Genomic DNA, 25264 nt, shown 5'->3' on the forward strand with positions numbered 1-25264 from the left:
AGGCAAAAGAGGCGAATATGGCTCGTACCGAGAACGACACGTGGGATTTGGCTTCCAGCGTCGGTGCCACCGCCACCATGGTCGCGGCCGCGCGTGCCATGGCCAGTCGCGACCCGGCGCCACTGATCGATGATCCATTCGCTGAACCGCACGAAGCCGCAGTCGTCGAGCCAGAGGTCACCGACCACGCCGCGCCGGGCGCCGATCACCGCCCAGCAGCGTAAGGTGTCCGGAATAGACGCCAAGCCCAAGCCGGTTGACCAGGCATGACCGATTTTACAAACGCCGAAGATGTCAAGAACTTCAACAAGGGCATCGTCGACGAGTTCCGGGCCAACGGCGGCAAGGTCACTGGGCCATTCACTCAGGCCGACCTGCTGCTGCTGACCACCACGGGCGCCAAATCCGGCCAGCGCCGGGTGTCGCCCCTGGTCTATTTCCACATCGACGACAAGCTGATCGTGATCGGGTCCTTCCACGGCGCTTCAGTCAATCCGAATTGGGTGCACAACCTGCGGGCCAACCCACAGGCACACGTCGAGGTCGGTCCCGACGCGTTCGACGTGACGGCGCGCGAACTGCCTCCCGCAGAGCGTGAGGAACTGTTCCCAAAGCTGACTGCCGTGGCGCCGGTTGTAGCTGAGTCTCAATCCAAGACCAGCCGGGTGATTCCGCTGTTCGAGTTGCAGCGGGCGTAACTGTCTCTGCGGAGCCGTCGGCGGCGCGTTCGACGACATTGGCATGCACCGCGTGGAACCGGTATGGGCGCAACTGTCGCAGGCTGCCGATCATCGGGGCCGGATCCGGGTGCTGGTCATCCAGACCAGCACCGACGCCCGCAGCGCCGCGGACCCCGGCGATTCGCTACGCCGGATCAGCGCGGCGGTGATACACCAGATCGAAAACGCCGGGCACCCCGTCTTCGTGCACTCCACCGAGCAGCGGCTGACGGTCCTGTTGCCCGGGACGGAAACCACTGAGAACGCGACCGCGCTGCTGGCCGGCATCGACCGAACGCTGCGCAAGACGATCCGCAGCGGACTGAGCGGAGTGCAACTGCTGTCCAAGCTGACCGAGGCCGCCGACAATGCCCGGATGGCGGCATCGGTGGCCGAACGTGGCGGTGTACCTTTGGAATTCGCCGCGATGGCGGGCAGTGCGTTGTTGTCGTTCGGGGAGAGTCGCGAGGTGCTCATTGCACTCGGTGGCGCGGTGCTGGGTCCCGTCGTCGAGCATGACGCGGAGTTCGGCACCGAACTGATGGAGTCGCTGCGGGCATTTCTGGAGGCCAACGGTCACTGGGAGTCGGCCGCGGCGGTGGTCGGTGTGCACCGGCACACGTTGCGCAAGCGCATCGAGACCGCAGAGGCGCTGCTGGGCTGCGATCTAGGCGTGGCTCGGGTCCGCGCCGAGTTGTTGTTGGCGATGTTGGCGCGGATTCCGAGCGCGACAGCCTGATCACACCATCGGTGTTGCCTCGGACGCTGGGCTTGGGCCATACCCCCTAGGGTATTGTTGCCGACGTCGTGACGGACGACACGATTGACCAATACCCCTGGGGGTATACCATGAGTGTGGGAGACGGTCCTGGTAGTCCGTGAATCGGTACGAATTGCGAAGGAGCACAACGTGACCCTCAAGCAACCCGGCGGTGAGCAATCCGGTGGTCCGACGGCAGTGACGCTATGGCTGGACCCAGTCTGCCCGTTCACCTGGAACACCGCACGGTGGATGCAGGCCGTGGCGGCGGCCGGCGTGGCTGAGATCGATTGGCGACTGTTGAATCTGGCCGTCCTCAACGAGGGTCGTGAGTTGCCCGCCGCGCAGCAGGCCCGAATGGTGGATTCGAGGCGTGTTGGCCGGCTGATGGCCGCCATCCGCCGGGACTTGGGCACTGAGCCGCTGGTCGCTGCTTATTTCGCCCTCGGTGAGCTCTATTTCGATCAGTCGCTACCGGTTGACGTGGAGTTGGCCGACAAAGTGCTGGCTGCGGTCGGGACATCGGGGATCACCGCGTCGGTACTCGACGACGACGCGCTCGATGGGCTTGTTGGACAGTCGCATCAGGCCGCGCAGGACGCCTACGGCGGCCCCTGCGGCAGTCCACTGCTGACCATCAACGGCCACACTTTTTTCGGGCCGGTTTTCACCGAGCTGCCTGCGGTCGAGGTCGCTGCGGCCGACTTTGCCGCTCTGGCCAGGCTGACCGAGATGCCGCAGTTCACCCAAATCGAACGTCCACGTATCCACTGAAAAGCATTGAAAGTATTGAAAGGTCAAAGCATGTGTCACGCCAAGCGCTGCTCGGTCTGCGCCAAGATGACGTGGTCCGGTTGCGGAATGCACGTCGATGCCGTCAAAGCCACTGTGCCCGCTGCCCAGTGGTGTGAAGGGCATCCGAAGTCCGATAAACCGTCCCGTCTGAAGTTCTGGAGGTAATGAGATGAACGACAACAAGCTGGTGATCCTCGGTGCCGGTATCGGCGGCCTGTCCGTCATCAAAGAACTCGCCGAATCTGGCGTGGCCCTTGATGATTTGGATATCACCATCGTCGATGAGGACTTCTCGCACTTCCTCGGTTTCACCCTGCCGTGGGTGATGCGTGGTTGGCGCGAACAGAGCAGCGTGCCCATCGAACCGACTGTCGCCGTGCTGTCCGGCGTCAAAACCGTGACCGGTACTGTGGCCACAATCGACCGCTCGGCGCGTGTTGTCACACTGGCTGACGGCACTGAAATCGCTTTCGGCGCACTGATCGTCGCCACGGGTGCCCGCAACGTCGTCGACAAGATTCCGGGGCTTCAGGACGCGGCCGATGCCAGGGTTGCGGTGCACTACTACAGCGCCGATGCGGCGGCCGTTGCGTATGCGGCACTCGAGCGCTTCCCCGGCGGCAAGCTGGCATTCCTTGTTACTTCGGTGCCCTACCGCTGCCCGGTTGCGCCGTACGAAGGCGCACTGCTGGCCGCAGACCTGCTGCACGACAAAAACTGTCGCGAGTCCACCGACATCGCGGTGTACACCCCGGAGAAGCAGCCCATGCCATCGGCAGGACCGTACGCCGGGCTCGAACTGGTGGAAGTGCTTGGCAAGGAAGACATCACGTTCCACGGCGAGCATGTCGTCGAGCGCGTCGACCCCGACCAGAAGGTGATCCACTTCGCCGACGGCACCGTCGCTGAGTTCGACCTGCTGGTGTTCGTGCCGCCGCACGAGCCGGCAGTCTCGCTCGACGAGAAGGGCTGGATCACCGTCGACACCGATATGGCGACCGAATACCCGGGGATCTTCGCTATCGGAGATGCGACCACGGTGACCTCCGGGCCAGGTCGGGCCGTGCCCAAGGCCGCGATCTTCGCCAAGAACGGTGCAAAGGCCGCTGCCCGCAACGCATTGCGCTATCTCGGGCTCGTCGGCGACGGGGCCGCGCTGTCCGGCGAGGGCTACTGCTACATCGACGTCGGCGGGCATGTCTCGGCTCAGGGCAAGGGCAACTTCTTTGAGACGCCGCATCCGGAGATCCATCTGAGCCGGCCGTCCGAGCAGTTGCATCACGACAAGCAGGCCGAGGAGGCCCAGTGGCGTGCGCTGTGGGAGCGTGCGGCGGCACCGGCCGTTCGCTGATACCCTGTGGGGTATAGGTGGGTCCGGCTGGAGAACCGTGACGAAAGGTAGGTGCGACATGATCGGTGATGAAGAGGCAGTGGCTGCGGTCCTGGCCCGGTTGCGCCGCGCGCAGGGTCAGTTGGCGGGCGTCATCTCGATGATCGAGCAGGGCCGGGAGTGCAAGGACGTCATCACGCAGCTCGCGGCGGTGTCGAAGGCGCTGGACCGCGCCGGCTTCAAGATCGTCGCCAGCGGCCTGCGTGAGTGCCTGGCCGGTAACGCCGAGGAGGGTCGCGAGCCGATGAGCGAGGCCGAACTGGAGAAATTGTTCCTGTCGCTGGCCTGACCCGACGCGAATTCGCTGTGAGCCGTTGCACACCTGTACCGAACTGCACCCAGTAAGCTCGACCATGTGCAGCGACGGATCATGGGAATCGAGACCGAGTTTGGCGTGACCTGCACGTTCCACGGTCACCGCAGGCTCAGCCCCGACGAAGTAGCGCGTTACCTTTTCCGGCGTGTGGTGTCCTGGGGCCGCAGTTCCAACGTTTTTCTGCGTAACGGCGCGCGGCTGTACCTTGACGTGGGTAGTCATCCGGAGTATGCGACCGCCGAGTGCGACAACCTGACCCAATTGGTCACCCATGACCGGGCAGGTGAGCGCGTCCTGGAGGACCTGCTGGTCGATGCCGAGCAGCGGCTGGCTGACGAGGGCATCGGCGGCGACATCTACCTGTTCAAGAACAACACGGACTCGGCGGGCAACTCGTACGGCTGCCACGAGAACTACCTGATCGTGCGTGCGGGGGAGTTCTCCCGGATCTCCGATGTCCTGCTGCCGTTCCTGGTCACTCGCCAGCTGATCTGCGGCGCGGGCAAGGTCCTGCAGACCCCGAAGGCTGCGACGTTCTGCCTGTCCCAGCGTGCTGAGCACATCTGGGAGGGTGTCTCGAGCGCGACCACGCGGTCCCGCCCGATCATCAATACCCGCGATGAACCGCATGCCGATGCCGAGAAGTACCGCCGGCTGCATGTGATCGTCGGCGACTCCAACATGAGCGAGACCACCACGATGCTCAAGGTGGGCAGTGCTTCGCTGGTGCTGGAAATGATCGAGGCCGGCGTGCCGTTCCGGGATTTCTCGCTGGATAACCCCATTCGTGCCATCCGTGAGGTCAGCCACGACCTGACCGGCCAACGTCCCGTGCGGCTGGCCGGCGGCAGGCAGGCCAGCGCCCTGGACATCCAGCGTGAATACCATTCGCGCGCCGTGGATTACCTGCAGACGCGTGAACCCAACGAGCAGATCGAACGGGCCGTCGACCTGTGGGGCCGCCAGCTCGACGCGGTCGAAAGCCAGGACTTCGCCAAGGTCGACACCGAGATCGACTGGGTGATCAAGCGCAAGCTGTTCCAGCGTTACCAGGACCGCCACAACATGGAACTGTCCGATGCCAAGATCGCTCAATTGGACCTGGCGTACCACGACATCAAGCGTGGCCGCGGTGTCTTCGACCTGCTGCAGCGCAAGGGGCTGGCTGCCCGGATCACCACCGACGAGGAGATCGACGCTGCGGTGAACACCCCGCCGCAGACCACCCGGGCCAAGTTGCGCGGCGAGTTCATCACGGCTGCACAGGAAGCTGGGCGTGACTTCACGGTCGACTGGGTGCACCTCAAGCTCAACGACCAGGCTCAGCGCACTGTGCTGTGCAAGGACCCGTTCCGGTCGGTCGATGAGCGGGTGAACCGGCTGATCGCCAGCATGTGACGGCTCGCCGCGCCAGACACGTGGCACTCGGCGGCCATCGCGTATCAACCCCTTACTCTGTTGGGCGTGCCGACGCCCAAGGTTGAGCGGTTGATGAATCTCGTCATCGCGCTGCTGTCCACCCGCAGTTACCTGTCTGCGGAACAGATCCGGGCCAATGTCGCCGGGTATCAGGATTCCACCAACGACGAGGCGTTCTCCCGGATGTTCGAGCGGGACAAGAGCGAGTTGCGCGATCTGGGCATCCCGCTGGAGACCGGGCGTGCCTCGGTGATGGACACGAATGACGGCTACCGCATCAACCGCACCGCGTACGAGTTGCCGCCGGTCGAGCTGACGACTGACGAAGCCGCGGCCGTCGCGATCGCCACCCAGCTGTGGGAGTCCCCGGAGCTGGTGACCGCGACCCAGGGTGCGTTGCTCAAGCTGCGGGCGGCCGGGGCGGACGTCGATGCGCCCGACACCGCAGTGGCGATCGCCTCCGGCGCCACCCCAGGGCTGCGCGGCTCCGAGGAGGCGCTCGGAATCCTCTTGTCCGCCATCGATTCCGGCCGTGCCGTGCAGTTCAGGCACCGATCCAACCGGAGTGCGCCGTTCGTCGACCGCACCCTGGAACCTTGGGGCGTCGTCACATATGGCGGCCGGTGGTACGTCGTCGGCCACGACCGTGACCGTGATGCGCCGCGCACCTTCCGGGTCTCCCGCATCGGTGACGGCGTACGAGCCGTCGGCCCCGACTGCGCCGTCACCCGGCCGGAGGGCGTTAACCTGCGCGACATCGTGCACCAGGCGGTGGCCGAGTGGCCGGCCGGTGAACAGGCTCGGGTATGGGTCGCGCAGGGCCGGGCAACAGCGCTGCGCCGCCAGGCCGTCAGCACCGCACCAAGTAACCGCGACGGGCGTGGTGGCGACGAGATCGTCCTCGATATAGGCATGGTCGACCGGCTGGCCCGGGAGATCGCCGGCCATGGGGCCGACGCGGTGGTACTGGAGCCGGAATCCTTGCGGGACAACGTGATTGGCCGGCTGCGAGCGCAGGCGCAGGGAGTGGCTGACGATGAGTAACACGTCCATCCGCTTGATGCGGCTGCTGAACATGGTCCCGTACTTCCAAGCCAACCCGCAGATCAGCCACGAGGAGGCTGCGGCCGAACTGGGTGTGAGCCGCAAGCAACTGTTGGCTGATCTCAACCAGCTGTGGATGTGCGGCCTGCCAGGCGGCGGCCCCGGTGACCTGATCGACCTCGATTTCGAGGGTGGCACCGTCGACGTGATCTTCTCGGCGGGGATGGATCGGGCGCTGCGGCTCACTTCGCTGGAGGCGACCGGCGTGCTGATGGCTCTGCGTGCGCTGGTTGACGTGCCGGGGGTGGTCGACCCCGAGGCGGCCCGCAGCGCGATCGCCAAGATCGAAGCCGCGGCGGGGGCGGTCAGCGGCGGTGAGCACGCCCATTCCACCGGGCCGGAGAACAAGGCGACCGCGGCAGTGCGCGCCGCAGCTCGGGACAAACGGGCGCTGGCCATGGAGTACTACTCGGCCTCGCATGACACTGTGTCGCACCGGACCGTCGACCCCATCCGGGTGCGACTGATCGGCGACCACAGTTACCTGGAGGCCTGGTGCCGCACGGCCGAGGCGGTTCGGTTGTTCCGGTTCGATCGCATCGTCGACGCCGCCGTGCTCGACGAACCAGCGGCAGCACCTGCGGTTCCGGCCGAGCCCGACACCTCGCTGTTCTCTGCCGAGGCCGCCGACCCCAGCCTGCCGACGGCCACGCTGCTGATCGACAAGTCGGCGTCCTGGGTATTCGACTACTACCCGCTGCGTGAGCAACGGAAATTCCCTGACGGCAGCTGGGAAGCCACCATGACATATGCGTCCGATGAGTGGATGGCCCGGTTTGTGCTCGGCTTCGGCGCGGCGGTTCGGGTGGTCGACCCGCCGGCGCTGGCCGATCGGGTTCGACAGGGCGCCACCGCGGCGTTGGCGGCGTACCAATCCGACTCTGGCGAGTAGACTCGGCAACAACTTCTGGAGGTGACCAAATTGGGCGGTTTACAGCCGTGGCACTGGTTGATTGTCATTGCGGTTTTCGTTCTGCTGTTCGGCGCCAAGAAGCTGCCGGACGCGGCTCGTTCGCTCGGCAAGTCGATGCGCATCTTCAAGTCAGAAATCAAGGAGATGCAGTCGGACGGTCAACCGGCCGCCCCCACGCCGATCGCATCTGAGCGGGCCGAAGCTCCGGCGCCTGCGCCGCAGCAGGCACCGGACTCCGCGGACAAGCACCCGGCCTGATCTTTGTTGGACGCCGGCCGTCACGCGATGAGCGCGTGACGGTGCGGCATCCCGTACTAAACACGTGCAGATTCCCGGATTTCTCAAGAAGCTTGACCCGCGCCGTCGACGTGCGCGGGTCAATCCTGACGGCACCATGTCGCTCGTCGACCACCTCGAAGAGCTGCGCAGCCGTCTGCTCATCGCGGTCATCGCGGTCCTGTTGACCACCGTTGTCGGTTTCTTCTGGTACAGCCATGGCATCTTCGGCTACCCCAGCTTGGGGGACTGGTTGCGCGGACCATACTGTGCGCTGCCCGCTTCGGCGCGGGCGACCATCGCCCCCAACGGCGAATGCCGGTTGCTTGCGACGGCGCCATTCGATCAGTTCATGCTGCGGCTCAAGGTCGGTATGGCCGCGGGCGTCATCTTGGCCTGCCCGGTGTGGCTCTATCAGATCTGGGCGTTCATCACTCCTGGGTTGTACAAGAAGGAACGCCGGTTCGCCTCGCTGTTCGTCGGGTTCGGCGCGCTGTTGTTCGTCTCCGGTGCACTACTGGCCTATGTGGTGCTGTCCAAGGCGCTGTCGTTCCTACTCACTGTGGGCAGCGACGTGCAGATCACCGCGCTGTCCGGCGAGCAGTACTTCGGCTTCCTGATCAACCTGCTGATCGTGTTCGGTATCAGCTTCGAGTTCCCGTTGCTGATCATCATGCTCAACATGGTCGGCGTGCTGACTTATGAGCGGCTGGCAGCGTGGCGCCGCGGGTTGATTTTCGGGCTGTTCGTGTTCGCCGCTTTCGCCACGCCAGGCTCGGATCCGTTCTCCATGCTGGCGTTGTCACTGGCGCTGACGGTGCTGCTGGAAATTTCCATCCAGGTGGCCAGGTTGCACGATCGCAGTAAGGCCCGTCGCGAAGCTCTCGAGGTTCCCGAGGACGAAGCCGCCCCGATCGGGACACCGGAACCCATCGACGCGCCGAGCGCGGTGCCTGCGCCGCTGAACTTCGATGACGACGCCACCTGACATCGTCATCGGTCCGCAACTCCGCGACTTCGCCGCGGGGTTGTCGTTCACACTCGACGGCTTCCAGGTCCAGGCTTGCTCTGCGCTCGAAGCTGGTCGGGGTGTACTGGTGTGCGCACCGACGGGCGCCGGCAAGACCGTGGTCGGTGAGTTCGCCGTACACCTGGCGCTGGCCGCCGGCCGAAAGTGCTTCTACACCACGCCCATCAAGGCGCTGAGCAACCAGAAGCACAACGATCTGGTGGCCCGCTACGGGCCCGAGCGCATCGGCTTGCTCACCGGCGATCAGGCCATCAACGGTGACGCAGACATCGTGGTGATGACCACCGAGGTGCTGCGCAACATGCTGTACGCCAATTCTGATGCGCTGTACGGACTTTCGTACGTCGTGATGGACGAGGTGCACTTTCTGGCCGACCGGATGCGCGGTGCGGTGTGGGAAGAAGTGATCCTGCACCTGCCTGACGACGTTCGACTGGTCAGCCTGTCGGCCACGGTGAGCAACGCCGAGGAGTTCGGCGGCTGGATTCAGACCGTCCGCGGCGACACCACCGTGGTGGTCGACGAGCACCGCCCGGTGCCGCTGTGGCAGCACATGCTGGTGGGCCGACGACTGTTCGATCTGTTCGATCTCAGCGCTACCGGCGCCAAGCCCCAGGTCGATCCGGCGCTGCTGCGGCACATCGCGCACCGCCGCGAGGCCGACCGGATGCTGGACTGGCAACCGCGGGGTCGAAGCGGAGACGGGCGCGGACGTCCTAGGGGCCGGCCGGCGATGTACCGCCCGCCGAGTCGGCCCGACGTCATCGGCACCCTGGATCAGGCCGGCCTGCTGCCGGCCATCACCTTCGTGTTTTCCCGCGCCGGGTGCGATACCGCAGTCAAGCAATGCCTGCGCTCAACGGTGCGGTTGACCAACCGTGAGGAACGCGACCGGATCGCGGAGGTCATCGATCGTCGGTGCGCCGACCTCGACGAGTCCGATCTGGTGGTGCTGGACTATCACGAATGGCGTGAGGGCCTGCTGCGCGGAGTGGCGGCGCACCATGCCGGACTGCTGCCGGTGTTCCGGCACACCGTCGAGGAACTGTTCACCGCTGGGCTGGTGAAGGCCGTATTCGCCACGGAGACACTGGCTTTGGGTATCAACATGCCAGCCCGCACAGTGGTGTTGGAACGGCTGGTGAAGTACAACGGCGAGCAACACGCCCCGCTGACCCCGGGGGAGTACACCCAGTTGACGGGACGGGCCGGCCGCCGCGGCATCGATGTCGAAGGGCACGCGGTGGTGCTGTGGCACGCCACCGACGAGATGGCCGACCCCGCCCAGGTTGCGGGTCTGGCATCGACCCGGACCTTCCCGCTGCGTAGCTCGTTCGCGCCGTCGTACAACATGACCATCAACCTGGTGCAGCATATGAGCCCGACGCAGGCCCACCAGCTGTTGGAACAGTCGTTTGCGCAGTATCAGGCCGACCGGTCGGTATCGGGCCTGGTACGCGGCATCAAGCGTGGTGAGCGAATGCTCGGCGAGATCTCTGCAGAACAGGGCGAGCAGTGGTCGTCGGTACTCGAGTACGCCCGGCTGCGCGCCGCCATCACCGAGCGTGAACGCGCCCAGTCTCGGGCCTCGAGGCTACAGCGGCGCAGGGCCGTCAACGAAGCCCTCGCCTCGTTGAAGCGCGGCGACATCATCTCCGTCGGTCAGGGTCGGCGCAGCGGTCTGGCTGTGGTGCTGGAGGCGGCGTTGGACGCCGACGATCCGCGTCCGCTGGTTCTTACCGAACACCGTTGGGCCGGAAGGATTTCGGTTGCTGATTACGCCGGACCGTCGGCTCGGCTGGGCACCATGTCGCTACCGAAACGGGTCGAACATCGCCAACCCAAGGTGCGCCGCGACCTGGCGTCGGCGCTGTTGTCGGCGGCCGAAAGTCTGGAGCTCCCGTCGGCGCGGCGCAAGCGCAGTGCCGGTACCGAAGACGAGGGGCCTGAGGTCGATCTGGAACTTGCCGGTCTACGCGAGCAGATGCGCCGTCACCCGGTGCACCAACTGCCCGACCGCGAGGCCCAGGTCCGCGCCGCCGAACGGTACCTGCGGATCGAGCGGGACAACGCCCAGATTCAGCAGAAAGTCGACGCCGCCACCAACTCGCTGGCCCGCACGTTCGACCGAATTGTTCTGCTACTGAGTGAGCGAGGGTTCATCGACGCCTCCGGTGATGACCCGAAGGTCACCGATGACGGCCGGTTGCTGGCCCGCATCTACAGCGAGAGCGACCTGCTGGTCGCCGAATGCCTGCGGAGCGGTGCGTGGGATGGCCTGAACCCGGCGGAACTGGCTGCGGTGCTGTCGGCGGTGCTGTTCGAATCGCGCGGGGACGGGCCTTCCGTACCGCCCGGCGCCGAGCAGGCCACCGCAGAGGTGCGGCGCGCGCTGGCCAAGACCCGCCGCTTGTGGACCGATATCCGGGGCGACGAACGACGGCACCGCCTGCCCTTCAGCCGTGAACCCGACTCCGGTTTTGTGGCGGCCGTGTACAGCTGGGCCTCTTACGGTGATTTGACCGCGGCCCTGATAGCTTCCGACAACGGCAACGGAAACCCTTTGTCTGCAGGCGATTTCGTGCGCTGGTGCCGGCAGGTTCTTGATCTGCTGGATCAGGTGCGGCTGGCGGCGCCGTCGGCTGAGTTGCGGGCGACGGCCAAGCGTGCCATCAATGCGGTGCGGTGCGGCGTCGTGGCGATCGACACCATGTAACTCAGATCCGCTCCAAGTCCAGCCAGTCGTCGACCATGAACCGGTCGCCTCGGGCGACGATCGTCGCCCCACCATGGCCTGGATAGTGCGCCGGTATCACGGTGGCGCGTCGTCGAGCGGCCTCGGTGAAGATGCGTTTCCGGGTGACGGTGGCCTCGTCGGCGTTGATGTCGAATGCGCACGGGTCGGAGGGTCGGGGGATCTGGATCGGGCAGTGGGTCAGGTCGCCGACGAACACCGCGGGCTTACCTGCATCCAGCCACACCACCGTCGATCCCGGGGTGTGGCCGGCGGCCGGCCGCAACCACACCGATTCACTCAACTGATGCTCTCCGCTGAACTTCTCGGTCTGGTCGGCGACCGGAATGATGCTGTCGGAGAACACGATTCGCATGTCGTCGGTCGTGGTCGGGCTGTCCGGGGCGAAGAATCGGTAGTCGCCCTCTGGCATCAGATAGCGGGCGTTGGGAAACGTCGGTTTCCAACTGCCATCGACCAGTTGGGTGTTCCAGCCGACGTGGTCGGTGTGCAGGTGGGTGTTTATCACCACATCGACTTCCGCTGAGTCGACCCCGGCTGCGTGCAGCGCGCCCAGAAATCCGGTGTTCAGGTGATCCAGCGGCGGCTTGTCGGGCCGGTCCCGGTCATTGCCGACGCCGGTGTCGATGACGATCGTCAAGCCATCCACCTGCAGGACCCAGGTCTGCATCATGATGCGCCACTGATTGGTGTCGGCATTCCAGAAGTCCGTGGCCAGCAGGTCGGCTTCGGCCCGCCATGATTCTGGCGGCGTGGCGGCGAACAGGGAAGTCGTCACCTCGATCTGGGTCTCCACGATCCGGGTCAGGGTGGCGCTGCCCATCCGGATGCGATTGCTCACGTGGCCGACAGTAGGGGTTGACCGGACCAAACGGGTGTTTAACCCGCAGTAACAGGCCAGACACGCGCGTCGCCAGCCATCGGCGCGGCATGCATGCCAGTTTGCGACGGTAGGGTAGATGGTCAGCGCCTAATTGATTGGCGGAGGTTTTGGCAGAGCCCACACGGGTCGAGGAGAGACGATGACTGGACCACAGGGACCTGACCCGTCGCAGCAGTGGTCAGGTCAGCCGCCTGCGTGGGGTCAGCCCACACCCGGCGCGCAACCGGACGCGGCCAACCCGGCCTGGCAGCAGCCGCCGGCGTACAGCCCGGAGCAGTATCAGCAGTATCCGGCGACCGGACAGCCAGCCGCCGGCTACCCGCCTCAGCAGTTCGGTCAGCCTGAATACAACCCGGCTGCCGGCTATCCGGCGGCCGGCTACGGCGCACCGCAGCCGGGGCAGCCTTACGGCCAGCCCCAGTTCGGCCAGCAATTCGGCCAGCCCCAGTACGGGCAGGCGGCGCAGTTCGATCAGCAGTTCGGTGCGCCGCCGTCGGGCAACAAGCCGTCCAAGAAGCTGATCGCCATTGCCGGCGCAGTTGCGGCCGTTGCTGTGATTGCTGTCGGAGTGCTGGGCTTCGTGTGGCCGGGCTGGTTCGTCACCACCAAGCTGGACGTCAACGCCGCGCAGACCGGTGTGCAGAAGGTCCTTTCGGACGAGACCAACGGCTACGGCGCCAAGAACGTCAAGGACGTCAAGTGCAACAACGGCCAAGACCCTGAGGTGAAGCCGGGCACGACGTTCAACTGTGACGTCAGCATCGATGGAACCAAGCGCAGCGTCACCGTGAAGTTCCAGGATGACAAGGGCACCTACGAAGTGGGCCGGCCCAAGTAGCCCCAAGCTCGCGGGCTACAGGCTGTCCAGCGCTTTCTGCAGTCGGCCGATGGATGAAGTGACGCCGTAGGCGCCAGCAAGTTCGGCCACCCGCTGCGGGTCTCGCGCGGCCAGTGGCAGCACGTCGGTCTCGGTCGACAGCTGTACCGGCGCGTCGGTAGCCACCCGCACCACCGGCAGCGCCGCGGCGATGTAGTCGGTAGCCGCCAGCAGCTTCTTGCGTTGGGCCGCAGCTATTTTCGACCCAGGGTCAGCGGCTGCGGTTTGGACGGCGGCCAGGGATCCATAGGTCTGAAGCAGGGTGGCCGCGGTCTTTTCGCCGATTCCGGTAACCCCGGGCAACCCGTCGGATGGATCACCGCGCAGTAGTGCCAGTTCGGCGTACGCGGCACCGGCCCGGTCCAATGGCACGCCATAGTTCTCGGCCACCTCCGCCGGTCCGTGCAGCACCGCTTTGGCCAGTCCGCGGCCGATGTAAAGGACACGCAGACCTGGCCCTTTGTCACTGGCCAGCTGCAGCAGGTCGCGGTCTCCGCTGACCACGATCACCGGGTTGTGCTGCTCGCGGAAGGCCAGCGTCCCGAGCACGTCGTCGGCCTCATAACCCGGCGCGCCTGCGGTGGCGATGCCGAAAGCGTCGAGCAGTTCCATGATCATGTCGACCTGCGGGGTCAGCTCGTCGGGCACTTCCTCGACGTCGGGATCGTCACCCGAGGTTTCCTCCGCGACGCGATGTGCCTTGTATGACGGGATCAGGTCGACGCGCCACTGCGGCCGCCAGTCCAGATCCAGGCACACCACCAGCCGACCGGGCTGGTGCTGGGTGACCAGCGCAGCGATGTTGTCGATGAAGCCGCGGACCGCGTTGACCGGGCGACCATCGGGCGCGGTGATCGACGACGGCACCCCGAAGAACGAGCGGAACCACATGCTGGCCCCGTCGAGGAGCAGGACCGGATGTGCATTTGATTCGCTCATGCGGTCGCCCGGAAGACGTACGACGCCGAGGTGATCACCTTGTCGTCGTTGCCTTCGTCGTGTAGCAGAACGCGCACCGCGATGGTGCCGCCGGCACCTTCCAACGTTTCGGTCTCGGCGCGGAACGGGCCGGACTTGCCGCGCGCCAGGAACATTACGTGCGCGGATACGCCTTGCACGTCGGTGCCTGCCGCATGCGCTGCGGCGGTCTCCAGGATGACGAACTGTGGCCCGATGTGCAGCGCAGCATCGGGGGAGGCGACGTCCTCGGTCAGTTCGGGTAGCAGCCACTTGCCATCGTGCTGGTAGCCGCCGAACACCTGCCATAACGGAGGGAGACTGGGCGAATCCACGACCTCGATGTTGTCTACCTCCATCTTCTCCAGCCCCTCGGGCGGCACCCCGATGGCAACACCTTGGCCCTCGATCAATGCCAGGGTCCGGTCGGGCCGATCGGCGTCGACGATCTTGGCCCGGCTGTAGCCCATCTGCCGGCCCCGTTTGAGTTCCTCGGAGATGATCTCGATGCGTTGCACGTCGTGGCCCGGGTCGATGATCTGGCACGAGTGGATGACGGGGTTGGGCACCGCCTCCAGGTCGGACATGTGTCCGCTCTCCGGTGCGCTGATGCCCAACACCGCGAACAGCAGCCCGCCGCTGGGGTTGCGCATGTCGTGGCGCACCGTGACGGTGTTGCCGACGTCGCGGGGGTCCATGGAGTCATATTGGCGGCCGATGTAGCGGTAGCTCAGCAGGCCACCCCAACGGCGTCGCAATTCGGCGGCGTACTCGTCGCGCTGGTCGGTGAGGTCACGGATATCACGCAGCATCGCACTAGCCTATTGGTTATGCAGGCGAGCGAAGCGACGGGAAATGTGACAGTTGGCCGATTCAGCACCGACGTCTATGCCGCGCGACTCCGGCGGGCGGCGGCTGCCGCTGCCGAGGCCGGGTTGGCAGGGTTGGTCATCACGCCCGGGTACGACCTGCGGTACCTGACGGGTTCGCGGGCGCAGACCTTCGAGCGGCTGACCGCGTTCGTGGTGGCGGCCTCGGGTGAGCTGACCATGGTGGTGCCGCGGATGGAGCTGGCCGCGCTCAGACAGTCCGCCGTTGGTGAACTCGGTGTGGCCGTTCGAGATTGGGTTGACGGCCAGGATCCGTATGCGATGGTGGCCGCGGCGCTCTCGGGTTCGGCTGTGGCAGTGACGGATTCGATGCCAGCACTGCATTTGCTGCCGCTGGCGTCGGTGCTGGGTGAAGTGCCGGTCTTGGCGACCGACCTCTTGCGGAATTTGCGAATGATCAAGGACGACACCGAAATCGACGCGTTGGTGAAGGCGGGAGCGGCGATCGATCGGGTCCATTCGCTGGTGCCGTCGTTCTTGGTGCCCGGACGTACCGAGGCCGACGTTGCTGCTGATATCGCCGAAGCCATTGTTGCCGAAGGACATTCGGAGGTGGCCTTCATCATCGTCGGGTCGGGTCCGAATGGGGCGGACCCGCATCACGAATGCTCGGATCGGGTACTGCAGCACGGGGACATCGTCGTCGTCGACATCGGTGGACCGGTGGAGCCGGGCTACAACTCGGACTGCACCAGGACCTACAGCATCGGCTCTCCTGATCCTGTGGTCGCGCAGCAGTATTCGGTTCTGCAGCGGGCTCAGGCGGCGGCTGTGGCCGCGGTGCGGCCGGGCATGACCGCCGAGCAGATCGACGCTGCAGCCCGCGACGTGCTGGCTGCAGAGGGGCTGGCCGAGGTGTTCGTGCACCGCACCGGCCATGGCATCGGGTTGTCGGTGCACGAGGAGCCGTACATCGTGGCGGGTAATGGGTTGACGCTCGAGCCGGGCATGGCGTTCAGCATCGAGCCGGGCGTGTACTTCGCCGGGCAATGGGGTGCGCGTATCGAGGACATCGTGGTGGTGACCGAGGGCGGCTGCATCTCGGTGAACAACCAGCCGCATGAGCTGGTAGTGGTGTCGGTATAGACCGGTTCCCGCCGAACTTTGCTGAACCCAATTTGAACCAACCGTGGTAGGAGCAGGATAAGCCATTGCAGCCATCGGAACCTGGGGCCGCCGAGTGAAAGTGGCCACTTCGTCGATCTCGGTGTGGGCGCAGCGGGACTGACGGTTAGGCCTCGCCGCGGTCCAACAGTTCGCCGGAGCCGAGCACCCGCTCGACCCGTACTTCAATGACCACACGGCGCGGGTTGATCCGAGGCGTTCGGTAGCGCTGGGCGTACCGAAGCTCAGCGTCGCGAACTGCCTCGGCTTCGGTGCTGACGGACGCCTTGCCCTCCAACGATAGCCACCGAGCCCCGTCGACCTGGCTCAGCACCGCCACGCCACGATCGGCGGCGTTGAGGGCCTTCTGGGACCCTCCGGTGGTGATGACCCGCGCCACGTGTGTCTTGGGGTCGAACGTGAACCCCACGGCCACCACGTGCGGGGAACCATCTGTCCGCAGGGTCGTCAGCATCGCGAGATGACGTTCGGTGAGGAACGCCAGTGCGTCGCTGGTTAGCCGCGTAGTTGCCTTGGGCATCACGGTCAAAACTAGCGCAGGAGATAATCGCAGCCGTGAACGACACGGCGGACGGCGGCGGAGTCGTCGTCATTTTCGGTGGCCGCAGCGAGATCGGCATCGAACTGGCAGCCCGGTTGGCGCCAGGCAACACGGTGGTGCTCGCTGCCCGCCGCCCGGACCAGCTCGCTGACCAGGTTGCGACGGTGACCGCCGCCGGCGCCACTGTGGTGCTGACCTGCGAATTCGATGCTGACGACTTGGCGTCGCACGGCGCAGTGATCGACCGGATCGAAGCCGACCACGGCCCGATCGGCACCGCGGTATTGGCATTCGGCATCCTGGGCGATCAGGCCCGCGCCGAGACCGATCCGGCGCACGCGGTGGCGGTGGTGCATACCGACTACGTCGCGCAGGTGAACCTGCTCACCGTGCTGGCCGATCGGATGCGGAAACGGGGGAAGGGCAGGTTGGTGGTGTTCTCGTCTATCGCGGGCGCGCGGGTCCGCCGCGCCAACTACGTTTACGGCTCGGCCAAGGCAGGTCTGGATGGCTTCGCCTGCGGCCTGTCCGACGCCCTGCATGGCACCGGAGCACAATTGTTGATCGTGCGACCGGGTTTTGTGATCGGCCGGATGACCGAGGGTATGGAGCCGGCACCGTTGTCGAGCACTCCAGCGCAGGTCGCTGATGCGACCGTTCGGGCGTTGCGGCGGGGCAAACGCGCGGTTTGGGTGCCGTGGGGGATAAGGCCGCTGATTTTCGCCACGCGGTTTGTGCCGCAGGTGATTTGGCGAAAGATGCCGCGGTGATAAGCGCTTGCGCGAAGAACAGAGGATGCTGATGAACAGACAGATCACGGTTGTCGGCATCGGCGCTGACGGCATGGCTGGCCTGGCGTCGGCGTCGCGCGCTGAACTGCTCAGGGCCACAGTGATTTTCGGTGGACCGCGCCAACTGGAACTGCTGGATGAGTCAGTCACCGCTGACCGCCGCAGCTGGCCGTCGCCGATGCTGCCGGCACTGCCGGAATTGTTCGACGGCCTGGCCGATGTGCACGTCGTGGCGTCCGGCGACCCGATGCTGCACGGTATCGGTGCCACGTTGATCCGACTATTCGGCCGGGACCGGGTGACCGTCCTGCCGCATGTGTCGTCTGTGGCACTGGCCTGTGCGCGACTGGGCTGGTCCGTCCAGGACGTCGAGGTGATCAGCTTGGTCAATGCCGCCACGCACACTGCGATTCGTCGTGGTGGGCGGGCTGTCGTTTTGTCCCGGGATGCCGAGACGCCGTCGGCGCTGGCGCAGTTGCTCGTCGAAACGGGCCGTGGCGAGTCCGAATTCACCGTGCTGGAACAGCTCGGCGGGCCTGGCGAACGCGTCACCGCCATGGTGGCGGAAGATTGGGCCGACGCCTCTCCAGATGTTGATGTGCTCAATGTGATTGCGGTGCGATATGTTCCAGATCAGCGAATATCGACTGTGCTGCCGGACTCGGCTTTTCAGCACGATGGGCAGATCACCAAGCAGAACATTCGCGCGGTGACCATGACCGCGCTGGAGCCGCGACCAGGTCAAGTGTTGTGGGATGTCGGCTCGGGGTCGGGCAGTGTGGCGATCGAGTGGTGTCGGGTCACTGCCGGTCGAGCGGTCGCGTTCGAGCGCGATGCACGACGTCGAGAGCGGATCATCAACAACGCCAACATGTTTGGCGTCAGTGTCGACGTGCGTGGGGCGGCTCCGGAGTGCTTTGATGATGCGCCGCGTCCGGATACCATCTTCATCGGCGGTGGGTTGACGCAGAAGGATCTGTTTGACGCCTGCTACCGCGCGTTGGGGTCGGGCGGCCGGCTGGTGGCCAACGCGGTCACGGCGGAATCCGAAGCGTTTGCAGTTCAACGCTATTCGGAGTACGGCGGCGAACTGCGCAGGTTCCAGCACTACACGGGTGAACCGATCGGAGGCTTCACCGGGTGGCGTCCAGCGCTACCGATAACTCAATGGACGGTGGTCAAACCATGACGGTGTACTTCATCGGAGCCGGACCGGGCGCCGCCGATCTGATAACTGTCCGGGGCCAGAGGCTGCTGCAGTCCTGCGATGTCTGCCTGTATGCGGGGTCGATAATGCCCGACGACCTGTTGGCACTATGCCCACCGGGAGCGCGGGTAGTCGATACCGGGCCGCTGAACCTGGAGCAGATCATCACCGAACTGGCCGCTGCGGACGCCGCAGGGCACGATGTTGCGCGACTGCATTCGGGCGACCCATCCATCTACAGCGCCGTGGCCGAACAGTGCCGCCGCCTCGACGAGTTGGGTATCAACCACGAAATTGTGCCGGGTGTACCGGCTTTCGCTGCGGCGGCTGCGGCGTTGGGCCGAGAGTTGACGGTGCCGGGGGTGGCGCAAACCGTGACGTTGAGCAGGGTGGCGACGCTGTCGACCGCGATGCCCGACGGCGAGGATTTGGTCACCCTGTCGAAGCCTGGCGCGACGCTGGTCTTGCACCTGGCCGCGGCCCAGATCGACAACATCGTTCCGCAGTTGCTTGAAGGCGGCTACGGGGAGGAAACGCCCTGTGCTGTGGTTGCTTTCGCGAGTTGGCCGGGCCAGCAGGTGATCACGTGCACGCTGGTCGATCTGGCCGAGCGCATGACCCAGGCGAGTATCACCAAGACAGCGGTGATCATCGTCGGAGATGTGTTGGGAGCACAGGGTTTCGAGGGTAGCTATTTGTACTCCAGCGACCGCCGCCGCGGAAGTAGGCATTGATGACGCTGCTGCTATTGGGCGGCACGGCGGAAGCTCGGGCGCTGGCGAAGCGGCTGCACCCCGACATCGAGATCATTAGCTCGCTGGCCGGCCGGGTTCCCGACCCGGCTCTGCCTGAAGGCCCCGTCCGCATCGGCGGTTTCGGGGGCGTCGATGGTTTACGGAAATACCTGCAGGACAACAACATTGCCGCGGTTGTTGACGCCACCCATCCGTTCGCAGCGACCATCACCGCCAACGCGGCGCAGGCGTGCGCAGAGCTGCAACTACCGCATCTGGTGCTGGCCCGGCCGGCCTGGCCGCATGGCAATGCCATTTTGGTGGCCAGCGACGTCGCCGCGGCAGAAGCGGTCAAAGACCGAGGGTATCAACGGGTTTTCCTGACCACTGGGCGTTCGGGCACCGCCGTCTTCAAAGAATCGGATGCGTGGTTCCTGATCCGGGCGGTCACCCCGCCAGCGCCCGAGACGCTCCCACCGCACCACGAAATCGTGTTGTCCCGCGGCCCGTACGACTACTCAGGCGAACGTGCCCTGTTGCAGGAGCACCGGATCGATGCACTGGTCACCAAGAACAGCGGCGGGTCCATGACGCGCGCCAAACTCGAAGCAGCCGAAGAACTCAACATTCCGGTGATCATGGTGGACCGGCCGGCGCTGCCGGAGGGCGTCAACGCAGTGGCCACTGTTGCCGAAGCCGAGGGTTGGGTCAGGGAACGCTCGTGATTTCGGCGCGTTCCGTGACGGCCAGCGACACCGAGCGCGCCGAAATCACTGGATGAGATCCATGGAGCCGAGCTCGCGGATGGCCTGGCAACTGCGCTCGGTCATGGTGAGCATCATGTCGTCGCCGCGCTCGGTCGAGGTGGCAAAAGCGGTGCCCAATACGACCAGCAGCGGCCCCTGCAGCATGCCCAGCCGATAGTCACGCCAGCACGCGTCCCGGTCGTAATCGGTTATGCCATAACGCATCAGCTCGTCGTAGTAGGCATCGACCAGCTGACGGTCAGCGTCGGCACGCTCATCGGACCGCAGGCTGGTCTCGGTGAAATAGGCCAGGTCACGGGCCGGCAGTCCGTTGCCGAGCGTCTGCCAGTCCACGATGGTCACCGCCGTGCGGTCCGGGTTGAACAACATGTTGTCCAACCGGTAGTCGCCATGCAGCAGCGCATGCCGGCTCTGCTCGGTCATCAGCCAGGGGTAGACCATCGACATCGACGTGCGCAGGGTGTCGCGGTCCTCCTCGGACATGCGGGCGCCGAGTTTCTCCAAGGTGATGTCAGTAGCCATCTTGGCGACCTCGCCGAAACCCTTGGCGAACTCCTCGTTGGCCTTGGGCATCGAGATACCCGGGAAGTCAGCCCATTTCGGGTCGCACCAACTGGGGCCGTGCAGACCGGCCAGCGCCCGGACCGCAAGCAGTGCCTCTTCCACCGAACAGCCCGCCAATTGGTCGCCTTGCTCCGCTGGGGCCATGTCGCCCAACAGAAGCGCGAAGTCGGCGCCGTCGTTGCCGATTTCACAGTAGTGACAGACCGGTACGGGGATATCGACGTGCTCGGCGATGTTGGTGTAGAACGCGTGCTCGGATTTGTAGCCGATGGCGACCCGCTCGCGTACCGATTCGTCCTGCGACGGCAGCTTGATCGCGAAAGTCTTTGGCCAAGATGAATTTTCGCTGTAGCTTACGTTCAGTCGGTAAGTGGCGCCGGTCTGTCCGGTACCGATCGGCTGGACGTCGACGGTGGCGACGTCTGTCTCTAGCGTGTGGCCGAGCCACTGCGGGGTCACGTCGCCGGGACCGCGGGGGATGGATACGACAGCCGTCATGGCACGTGACATTAGCTGTACTAACTGTAAAGCGTCAACGGTGCCCGCCGCCCTCGCCGATCAGCCTCCACGGTTAGTGGCTCACCCGAATCAGCGATGCGATTCGGCGCGCCGGGAGACCGGTGAGTGGATCAGTGCGGGTAATACCGCGGCGTGAACACCCGGTCAGTACCCGTCCCGTCGCCATTTTCCGTGTGCTGCCACACTGTCTGGGACGACCCGATGATCAGCATGCAGCGCATGTCCACCTCGGCTGGGTCCAGGTCCGCCAGCCGCACCACGCGCACTGACTCGGACGGGCCGGCCACGTCGCGGCCGATCACCACCGGAGTATTCGGATCGCGGTACTCCAGCAGCAGATCCACCATGGCGCCGACCTGCCAGGTACGGCTCTTGGAAGCCGGGTTGTAGATGGCCAACACCAGATCGGCGGCAGCGGCGGCCTTGATCCGCGTAGCGATGATGTCCCATGGCTTGAGCCGGTCGGACAGCGACACCACGGCGTAGTCGTGGCCCAGCGGAGCACCGACGCGGCTGGCGACGGCCTGCGCGGCCGTCATGGCCGGAATGACCCGCACATGGACGCCCGGCCACTGCTGGGCCTCTTCTAGTACCGCGGTTGCCATGGCGAAAACCCCAGGATCACCGGAGGACACCACGGCGACGGTCCGGCCCTGCTGGGCCAGGCGGCACGCCAACTGGGCGCGAGCCGGCTCATCGGTGTTGTCGCTGGGATGACGCTGCTGTCCTGGCCGCACTGGCACCCGGTCCAGATACGGCCCGTAACCGATCAGGTCGGTGGCCGCCGCCAGCTCGCGGCGGGTCTGAGTCGTCGTCCATTCCGGGTCGCCCGGGCCCAGGCCGACCACCACGACGCTGCCCTCCTCGGCCGGCGCGCTGCGCGAGCCGGGCACCATGGTCAGCGAGAAGTACGGCACGGTGTCGGACTGGACATCCCCGGCCGGCAGCACCCGCTGCGCCTCGGTGCTGGCGCGCTCCACGTAGAACGCTTGGTCCAGCCGACCAGATGCCGAAAGCGCCTGCCGCACAGCAGGATACGATCGGCCCAGCTTCATGATCACCGCGGCGTCGGTATCAGCCAGGCGGCGCTGCAGCTCATCAGGCGGCAGGGTGCCGGGCAGGATAGTGAGAACCTGCTCGCCCTGCACCAGCGGCGTGGAGATGGCTGCGGACGCAGCGGCGACCGACGTCACGCCCGGCACGATCACTGCGTCGAACCGTGAGGTCAGGCGGGTGTGCATGTGCATGTACGAGCTGTAGAACAGCGGGTCGCCTTCCGCCAGGAGCGCCACGTTTCGACCTGCTTCCAGGTGTGCGGCGATCCGTTCGGCGGACTCGACGTAGAAGTCCTCCATCGCGCCGTCGTAGCCACCCGGATGCGAAGTGGTCTCGGTGGTCACCGGATAGACCAGATGCTCCTCGATCTGGCCTTCGCGCAGATACGGTTCGGCGATTCGCCGCGCGATGCTGTGCCCGTGCCGAGCGCTGTGATAGGCCACCACGTCGGCCTCGCCGATGAGTCGGGCGGCTTTGACCGTCACCAGTTCCGGATCGCCCGGTCCCAGTCCGACGCCGTAGAGAGTTCCTCGGTTCATTGGCTCACTTATCCTCCGGCCTCGTTCCTCGGTCGGCATCGTCGACTCGCCGGGCTCATTCGCGTTCACTCGCAATCGCATTCACTGCGGCGGCGGCCATGGCACTGCCGCCACGTCGCCCCGTCACCACCAGATAATCCATGCCGCGGGGCCGCGCGATCAGCTCATCCTTGGATTGCGCCGAGCCGACGAATCCGACCGGCCCGCCCAGCACCGCCGCGGGCACCGGTGCGCCCGCGTCGAGGAGCTCCAGCAGCCGGAACAAGGCGGTCGGCGCATTGCCGATGGCTAGCACCGCACCCTCCAAGCGGTCGGCCCACAGATCTACCGCCGCCGCTGACCGGGTGCTGCCCAGTTGCGCCGCGAGCTCGGGAGCGCGCGGATCGGCCACCAGCGACACCACCTCGTTGTCCGCGGGCAGCCGCGAACGGGTGATGCCGGCGGCCACCATCGACGAGTCGCACAGGATCGGGGCACCGGCGGCCAGCGCTGTGTGGGTCCGGGTGACGACATCGTCGGTGTACGCGACGTGCTCGGTGAGGTCGACCTGCCCGCAGGTATGGATCAGTCGCACCACGACGCGGGATACGTCATCGGGGAAACGCGCCAGATCCGCCTCGGCGCGGATGGTCGCGAACGACTGCCGGTATATCTCCGCGGCGTCACGCACGTAGTCAAGCACCCGCTAACCCTACGGGTGGCGCAGTTGGTACCCCGAAGTGGTCGCTACCAGCACTTGACCGGTCTGAGGGCGGCCGCAGGCACGCTCACAGCCGACGAAGTGCCGGTGTTCGGCTGGTGGCAGGCCTTCGGCGTCGTCTTCAGCAGCGTCCAGGACAGCGGCAGCGGCATCCGAGCGCACATCGGCCAGCGACTTGGCGCATCCTGGGCTGCCGGTGCATGCGCTGACGCGAAGCCAGGGGGAGTTCTCGTCGAAAACCAGCCCCATGGGTGCCAGTACCCGCAGTGCGGTGTCTGCGACGCCCTCGTCAAGATCGCAGACGAGCAATGACCGCCACGGCGTGATGATCACTGGGGCGCCGATGGCCGCGACAAACTCGGCGGTACGGGCCTGCAGCACGCCCAGTGACACGGCAGCCCCCAACGTGACTTTCTCATCGTTCTGCGTGATCCAGCCGACCGGCGGCTTGTCGACGGGCGGCCATAGCGCACCGGCGGCGTCGGTGGGGGTCAGCCCGGTATCGGTTACCAATGCCACCGGGTCATCGAGTTCGGTTGTTCGCCAGCAGTTTCCGCGCACGCGGTGAAATGCGGCGGCCAGGTTCAGCAGGGTCTCGGTAATGCGAGATACCGATATCCGTGCTCCGGTATCGCGGCCCGCGATGAGCACCGCCGCCGTGTCGGCCGCCAGTAGATGGGTGCTGACGTCAGGCTGCAGGCCAGAGATGTCGCCCCGGCCGTCGTCGATGCCGAACCAGAATCTGCCGGGGAGTTCGGCCAGGTCAGGACGGTTTTGTAGGGCTTCGTCCAGCTCTCGGACGGTGTCGCGCATGTCGCCGAGCCCGCCGAATCGACCCGACAACGGGGACGCGACGATATTGCGCACCCGTTCGTGGGTGGCAGATGGCAGCAACCCGGCCGCTGAGACCGCTGCAGCCAGTCCCTCGGTGTCGTGGACAGCACGCACCTGGATGTTGCCGCGGGAGGTCAGTTCCATTGCGGGTGAACCGAATTCGGTTGCCGCATGGGCGAGTGACTCCAGTTGCCCGGCGCTGATCATGCCGCCGGCCACGCGGATTCGAGCCAGGGCGCCGTCGGCCGCCTGGTGCACCTGTAGCGCGCCAGGGCAGGCGTCGTCGTTACGGGTCCGGGCCATAGGTCCACGTTACGGCTCGTGCCAAACGCAGATTGCGTAGCTGCCTGCTCTAGGCGCGCGCCGATGCTTGCCGCACCGCGCCGCGGTGAATTGTGAAGTGCGTCACCGTCGATTTGGCGGTGTTTCCTGCCTTACAAGTCCCTTGTCTTCAACCTCTTTGTCCGTACGGTGAAACACGAACTTCCGCTTGCTACTTGGTATTCGGATGACCTGAGGGAGGGACGCAATGTCCGATTTCGCACTGTACGTCGGTGGCGTACTCGCATTGATCGTGGCCGCCGGACTGCCTTACCAGGGCAAGACCTGGTACTCGCGCTGGAGCGCGAACGAGCGCTGACGCTGTCGCTGTGGCGGTACGGCGAGACAGCCAGCCAGACGGGACGGGTTGCTGAAAAGCGACCCGTCCCGTCTGCATCTGAGCTTCTATAGCGAGGCTAAACACCGGTGCTGCAACCCGGCCACAACCAGCTGGTCACGATCACGCCAGACGCTGCATGCCA

At 65.6% G+C, this 25264-nt stretch carries 24 protein-coding genes and 2 pseudogenes; 18 read left to right on the top strand and 8 right to left on the bottom strand.

All coding sequences use genetic code 11. The annotated features are described in order from the left end of the window. Positions 1 to 17: 17 nt before the first annotated feature. From M2432_RS18695 to M2432_RS18750, 12 genes and pseudogenes are all read left to right on the top strand, one after another. Positions 18 to 149 (top strand): annotated as a pseudogene (locus M2432_RS18695) (SAM-dependent methyltransferase); the annotation flags it as partial. A 117-nt stretch (positions 150 to 266) separates the two neighbouring features. Beyond that, entirely contained in the window at positions 267 to 698 is a 432-nt protein-coding gene (locus M2432_RS18700; protein WP_280828320.1) for a nitroreductase family deazaflavin-dependent oxidoreductase, read from the top strand. A gap of 37 nt (positions 699 to 735) precedes the next feature. Next, a pseudogene (locus M2432_RS18705) lies at positions 736 to 1458 on the top strand (helix-turn-helix domain-containing protein); the annotation flags it as partial. Positions 1459 to 1677: 219 nt separating this feature from the next. Further along, positions 1678 to 2253 (top strand): hypothetical protein, encoded by a 576-nt coding sequence (locus tag M2432_RS18710; protein ID WP_348536319.1) that lies wholly within the window; start codon positions 1678 to 1680, stop codon positions 2251 to 2253. 190 nt (positions 2254 to 2443) lie between these two features. Then, positions 2444 to 3625, top strand: coding sequence for an FAD/NAD(P)-binding oxidoreductase (locus M2432_RS18715; RefSeq protein WP_280828322.1), 1182 nt, complete (start codon positions 2444 to 2446; stop codon positions 3623 to 3625). Positions 3626 to 3683: 58 nt separating this feature from the next. Beyond that, complete coding sequence (locus tag M2432_RS18720; protein ID WP_280828323.1) at positions 3684 to 3953, top strand: metal-sensitive transcriptional regulator; 270 nt, start codon at positions 3684 to 3686, stop codon at positions 3951 to 3953. Between the two features lie 66 nt (positions 3954 to 4019). Continuing rightward, a complete protein-coding gene (gene pafA / locus M2432_RS18725) occupies positions 4020 to 5378 on the top strand; it encodes a Pup--protein ligase (RefSeq protein WP_280828324.1) in 1359 nt (452 codons plus the stop codon). Between the two features lie 66 nt (positions 5379 to 5444). Continuing rightward, positions 5445 to 6443 carry a YafY family protein gene (locus M2432_RS18730; protein WP_280828325.1) on the top strand — a complete coding sequence of 333 codons (999 nt, stop codon included), beginning with the start codon at positions 5445 to 5447 and terminating at the stop codon, positions 6441 to 6443. Further along, a complete protein-coding gene (locus tag M2432_RS18735) occupies positions 6436 to 7395 on the top strand; it encodes a YafY family protein (RefSeq protein WP_280828326.1) in 960 nt (319 codons plus the stop codon). The genes M2432_RS18730 and M2432_RS18735 overlap by 8 nt, the downstream gene beginning before the upstream one ends. A gap of 30 nt (positions 7396 to 7425) precedes the next feature. Continuing rightward, positions 7426 to 7674, top strand: coding sequence for a Sec-independent protein translocase subunit TatA (gene tatA, locus M2432_RS18740; RefSeq protein WP_280828392.1), 249 nt, complete (start codon positions 7426 to 7428; stop codon positions 7672 to 7674). Positions 7675 to 7738: 64 nt separating this feature from the next. Then, positions 7739 to 8680: a twin-arginine translocase subunit TatC gene (gene tatC / locus M2432_RS18745; protein ID WP_280828327.1), complete on the top strand. Its 942-nt coding sequence runs from the start codon at positions 7739 to 7741 to the stop codon at positions 8678 to 8680. Further along, positions 8664 to 11438: an RNA helicase gene (locus M2432_RS18750; RefSeq protein ID WP_280828328.1), complete on the top strand. Its 2775-nt coding sequence runs from the start codon at positions 8664 to 8666 to the stop codon at positions 11436 to 11438. The genes tatC and M2432_RS18750 overlap by 17 nt, the downstream gene beginning before the upstream one ends. Before the next feature lies 1 nt (position 11439). Here M2432_RS18750 and M2432_RS18755 read toward each other — a convergent pair whose 3' ends face one another. After that, entirely contained in the window at positions 11440 to 12318 is an 879-nt protein-coding gene (locus M2432_RS18755) for an MBL fold metallo-hydrolase (RefSeq protein WP_280828329.1), read from the bottom strand. Between the two features lie 181 nt (positions 12319 to 12499). On the opposite strand from M2432_RS18755, the gene M2432_RS18760 reads away from it, so the two are divergent. Next, the gene (locus tag M2432_RS18760) at positions 12500 to 13198 is read left to right on the top strand and encodes a DUF4333 domain-containing protein (RefSeq protein ID WP_280828330.1); all 699 of its coding nucleotides are present in this window, start codon (positions 12500 to 12502) and stop codon (positions 13196 to 13198) included. A 15-nt stretch (positions 13199 to 13213) separates the two neighbouring features. Here the strand turns inward: M2432_RS18760 and M2432_RS18765 are convergent, their stop codons facing one another. Continuing rightward, on the bottom strand, positions 13214 to 14176 hold the full coding sequence (locus M2432_RS18765; protein ID WP_280828331.1) for a 5'-3' exonuclease: 963 nt from the start codon (positions 14174 to 14176) through the stop codon (positions 13214 to 13216). After that, positions 14173 to 15006 (bottom strand): hypothetical protein, encoded by an 834-nt coding sequence (locus tag M2432_RS18770; protein ID WP_280828332.1) that lies wholly within the window; start codon positions 15004 to 15006, stop codon positions 14173 to 14175. Before M2432_RS18770 ends, M2432_RS18765 begins: the two co-directional genes overlap by 4 nt. Positions 15007 to 15051: 45 nt before the next feature. Here M2432_RS18770 and M2432_RS18775 point away from each other — a divergent pair, with 45 nt between their 5' ends. Then, on the top strand, positions 15052 to 16170 hold the full coding sequence (locus M2432_RS18775) for a Xaa-Pro peptidase family protein (RefSeq protein WP_280828393.1): 1119 nt from the start codon (positions 15052 to 15054) through the stop codon (positions 16168 to 16170). Between the two features lie 145 nt (positions 16171 to 16315). Here the strand turns inward: M2432_RS18775 and M2432_RS18780 are convergent, their stop codons facing one another. After that, complete coding sequence (locus M2432_RS18780; RefSeq protein ID WP_280828333.1) at positions 16316 to 16729, bottom strand: F420-dependent biliverdin reductase; 414 nt, start codon at positions 16727 to 16729, stop codon at positions 16316 to 16318. A gap of 35 nt (positions 16730 to 16764) precedes the next feature. Between M2432_RS18780 and M2432_RS18785 the strand changes: the two genes are divergently transcribed. The 4 genes from M2432_RS18785 to M2432_RS18800 are packed head-to-tail and all read left to right on the top strand — an operon-like array spanning position 16765 to position 20207. Continuing rightward, positions 16765 to 17520 (top strand): SDR family NAD(P)-dependent oxidoreductase, encoded by a 756-nt coding sequence (locus M2432_RS18785; RefSeq protein ID WP_280828334.1) that lies wholly within the window; start codon positions 16765 to 16767, stop codon positions 17518 to 17520. A gap of 31 nt (positions 17521 to 17551) precedes the next feature. Further along, a complete protein-coding gene (gene cbiE / locus M2432_RS18790; RefSeq protein WP_280828335.1) occupies positions 17552 to 18730 on the top strand; it encodes a precorrin-6y C5,15-methyltransferase (decarboxylating) subunit CbiE in 1179 nt (392 codons plus the stop codon). Then, positions 18727 to 19482, top strand: a complete 756-nt coding sequence (gene cobM / locus M2432_RS18795) for a precorrin-4 C(11)-methyltransferase (RefSeq protein ID WP_280828394.1) — start codon at positions 18727 to 18729, stop codon at positions 19480 to 19482. The genes cbiE and cobM overlap by 4 nt, the downstream gene beginning before the upstream one ends. Then, positions 19482 to 20207, top strand: coding sequence for a cobalt-precorrin-6A reductase (locus tag M2432_RS18800; protein ID WP_280828336.1), 726 nt, complete (start codon positions 19482 to 19484; stop codon positions 20205 to 20207). The genes cobM and M2432_RS18800 overlap by 1 nt, the downstream gene beginning before the upstream one ends. A gap of 45 nt (positions 20208 to 20252) precedes the next feature. Here M2432_RS18800 and M2432_RS18805 read toward each other — a convergent pair whose 3' ends face one another. From M2432_RS18805 to cobG, 4 genes are all read right to left on the bottom strand, one after another. Next, on the bottom strand, positions 20253 to 21311 hold the full coding sequence (locus M2432_RS18805) for an aminoglycoside phosphotransferase family protein (RefSeq protein ID WP_280828337.1): 1059 nt from the start codon (positions 21309 to 21311) through the stop codon (positions 20253 to 20255). Positions 21312 to 21442: 131 nt separating this feature from the next. Next, a complete protein-coding gene (locus tag M2432_RS18810) occupies positions 21443 to 22927 on the bottom strand; it encodes a precorrin-2 C(20)-methyltransferase (protein ID WP_280828338.1) in 1485 nt (494 codons plus the stop codon). Between the two features lie 55 nt (positions 22928 to 22982). After that, positions 22983 to 23609: a precorrin-8X methylmutase gene (locus M2432_RS18815; protein ID WP_280828339.1), complete on the bottom strand. Its 627-nt coding sequence runs from the start codon at positions 23607 to 23609 to the stop codon at positions 22983 to 22985. A 9-nt stretch (positions 23610 to 23618) separates the two neighbouring features. Next, complete coding sequence (gene cobG, locus M2432_RS18820; protein ID WP_280828340.1) at positions 23619 to 24764, bottom strand: precorrin-3B synthase; 1146 nt, start codon at positions 24762 to 24764, stop codon at positions 23619 to 23621. Between the last annotated feature and the right edge of the window lie 500 nt (positions 24765 to 25264).

The organism is Mycobacterium sp. OTB74 (genome assembly GCF_029892685.1).
In the GTDB taxonomy this organism is placed as follows: domain Bacteria; phylum Actinomycetota; class Actinomycetes; order Mycobacteriales; family Mycobacteriaceae; genus Mycobacterium.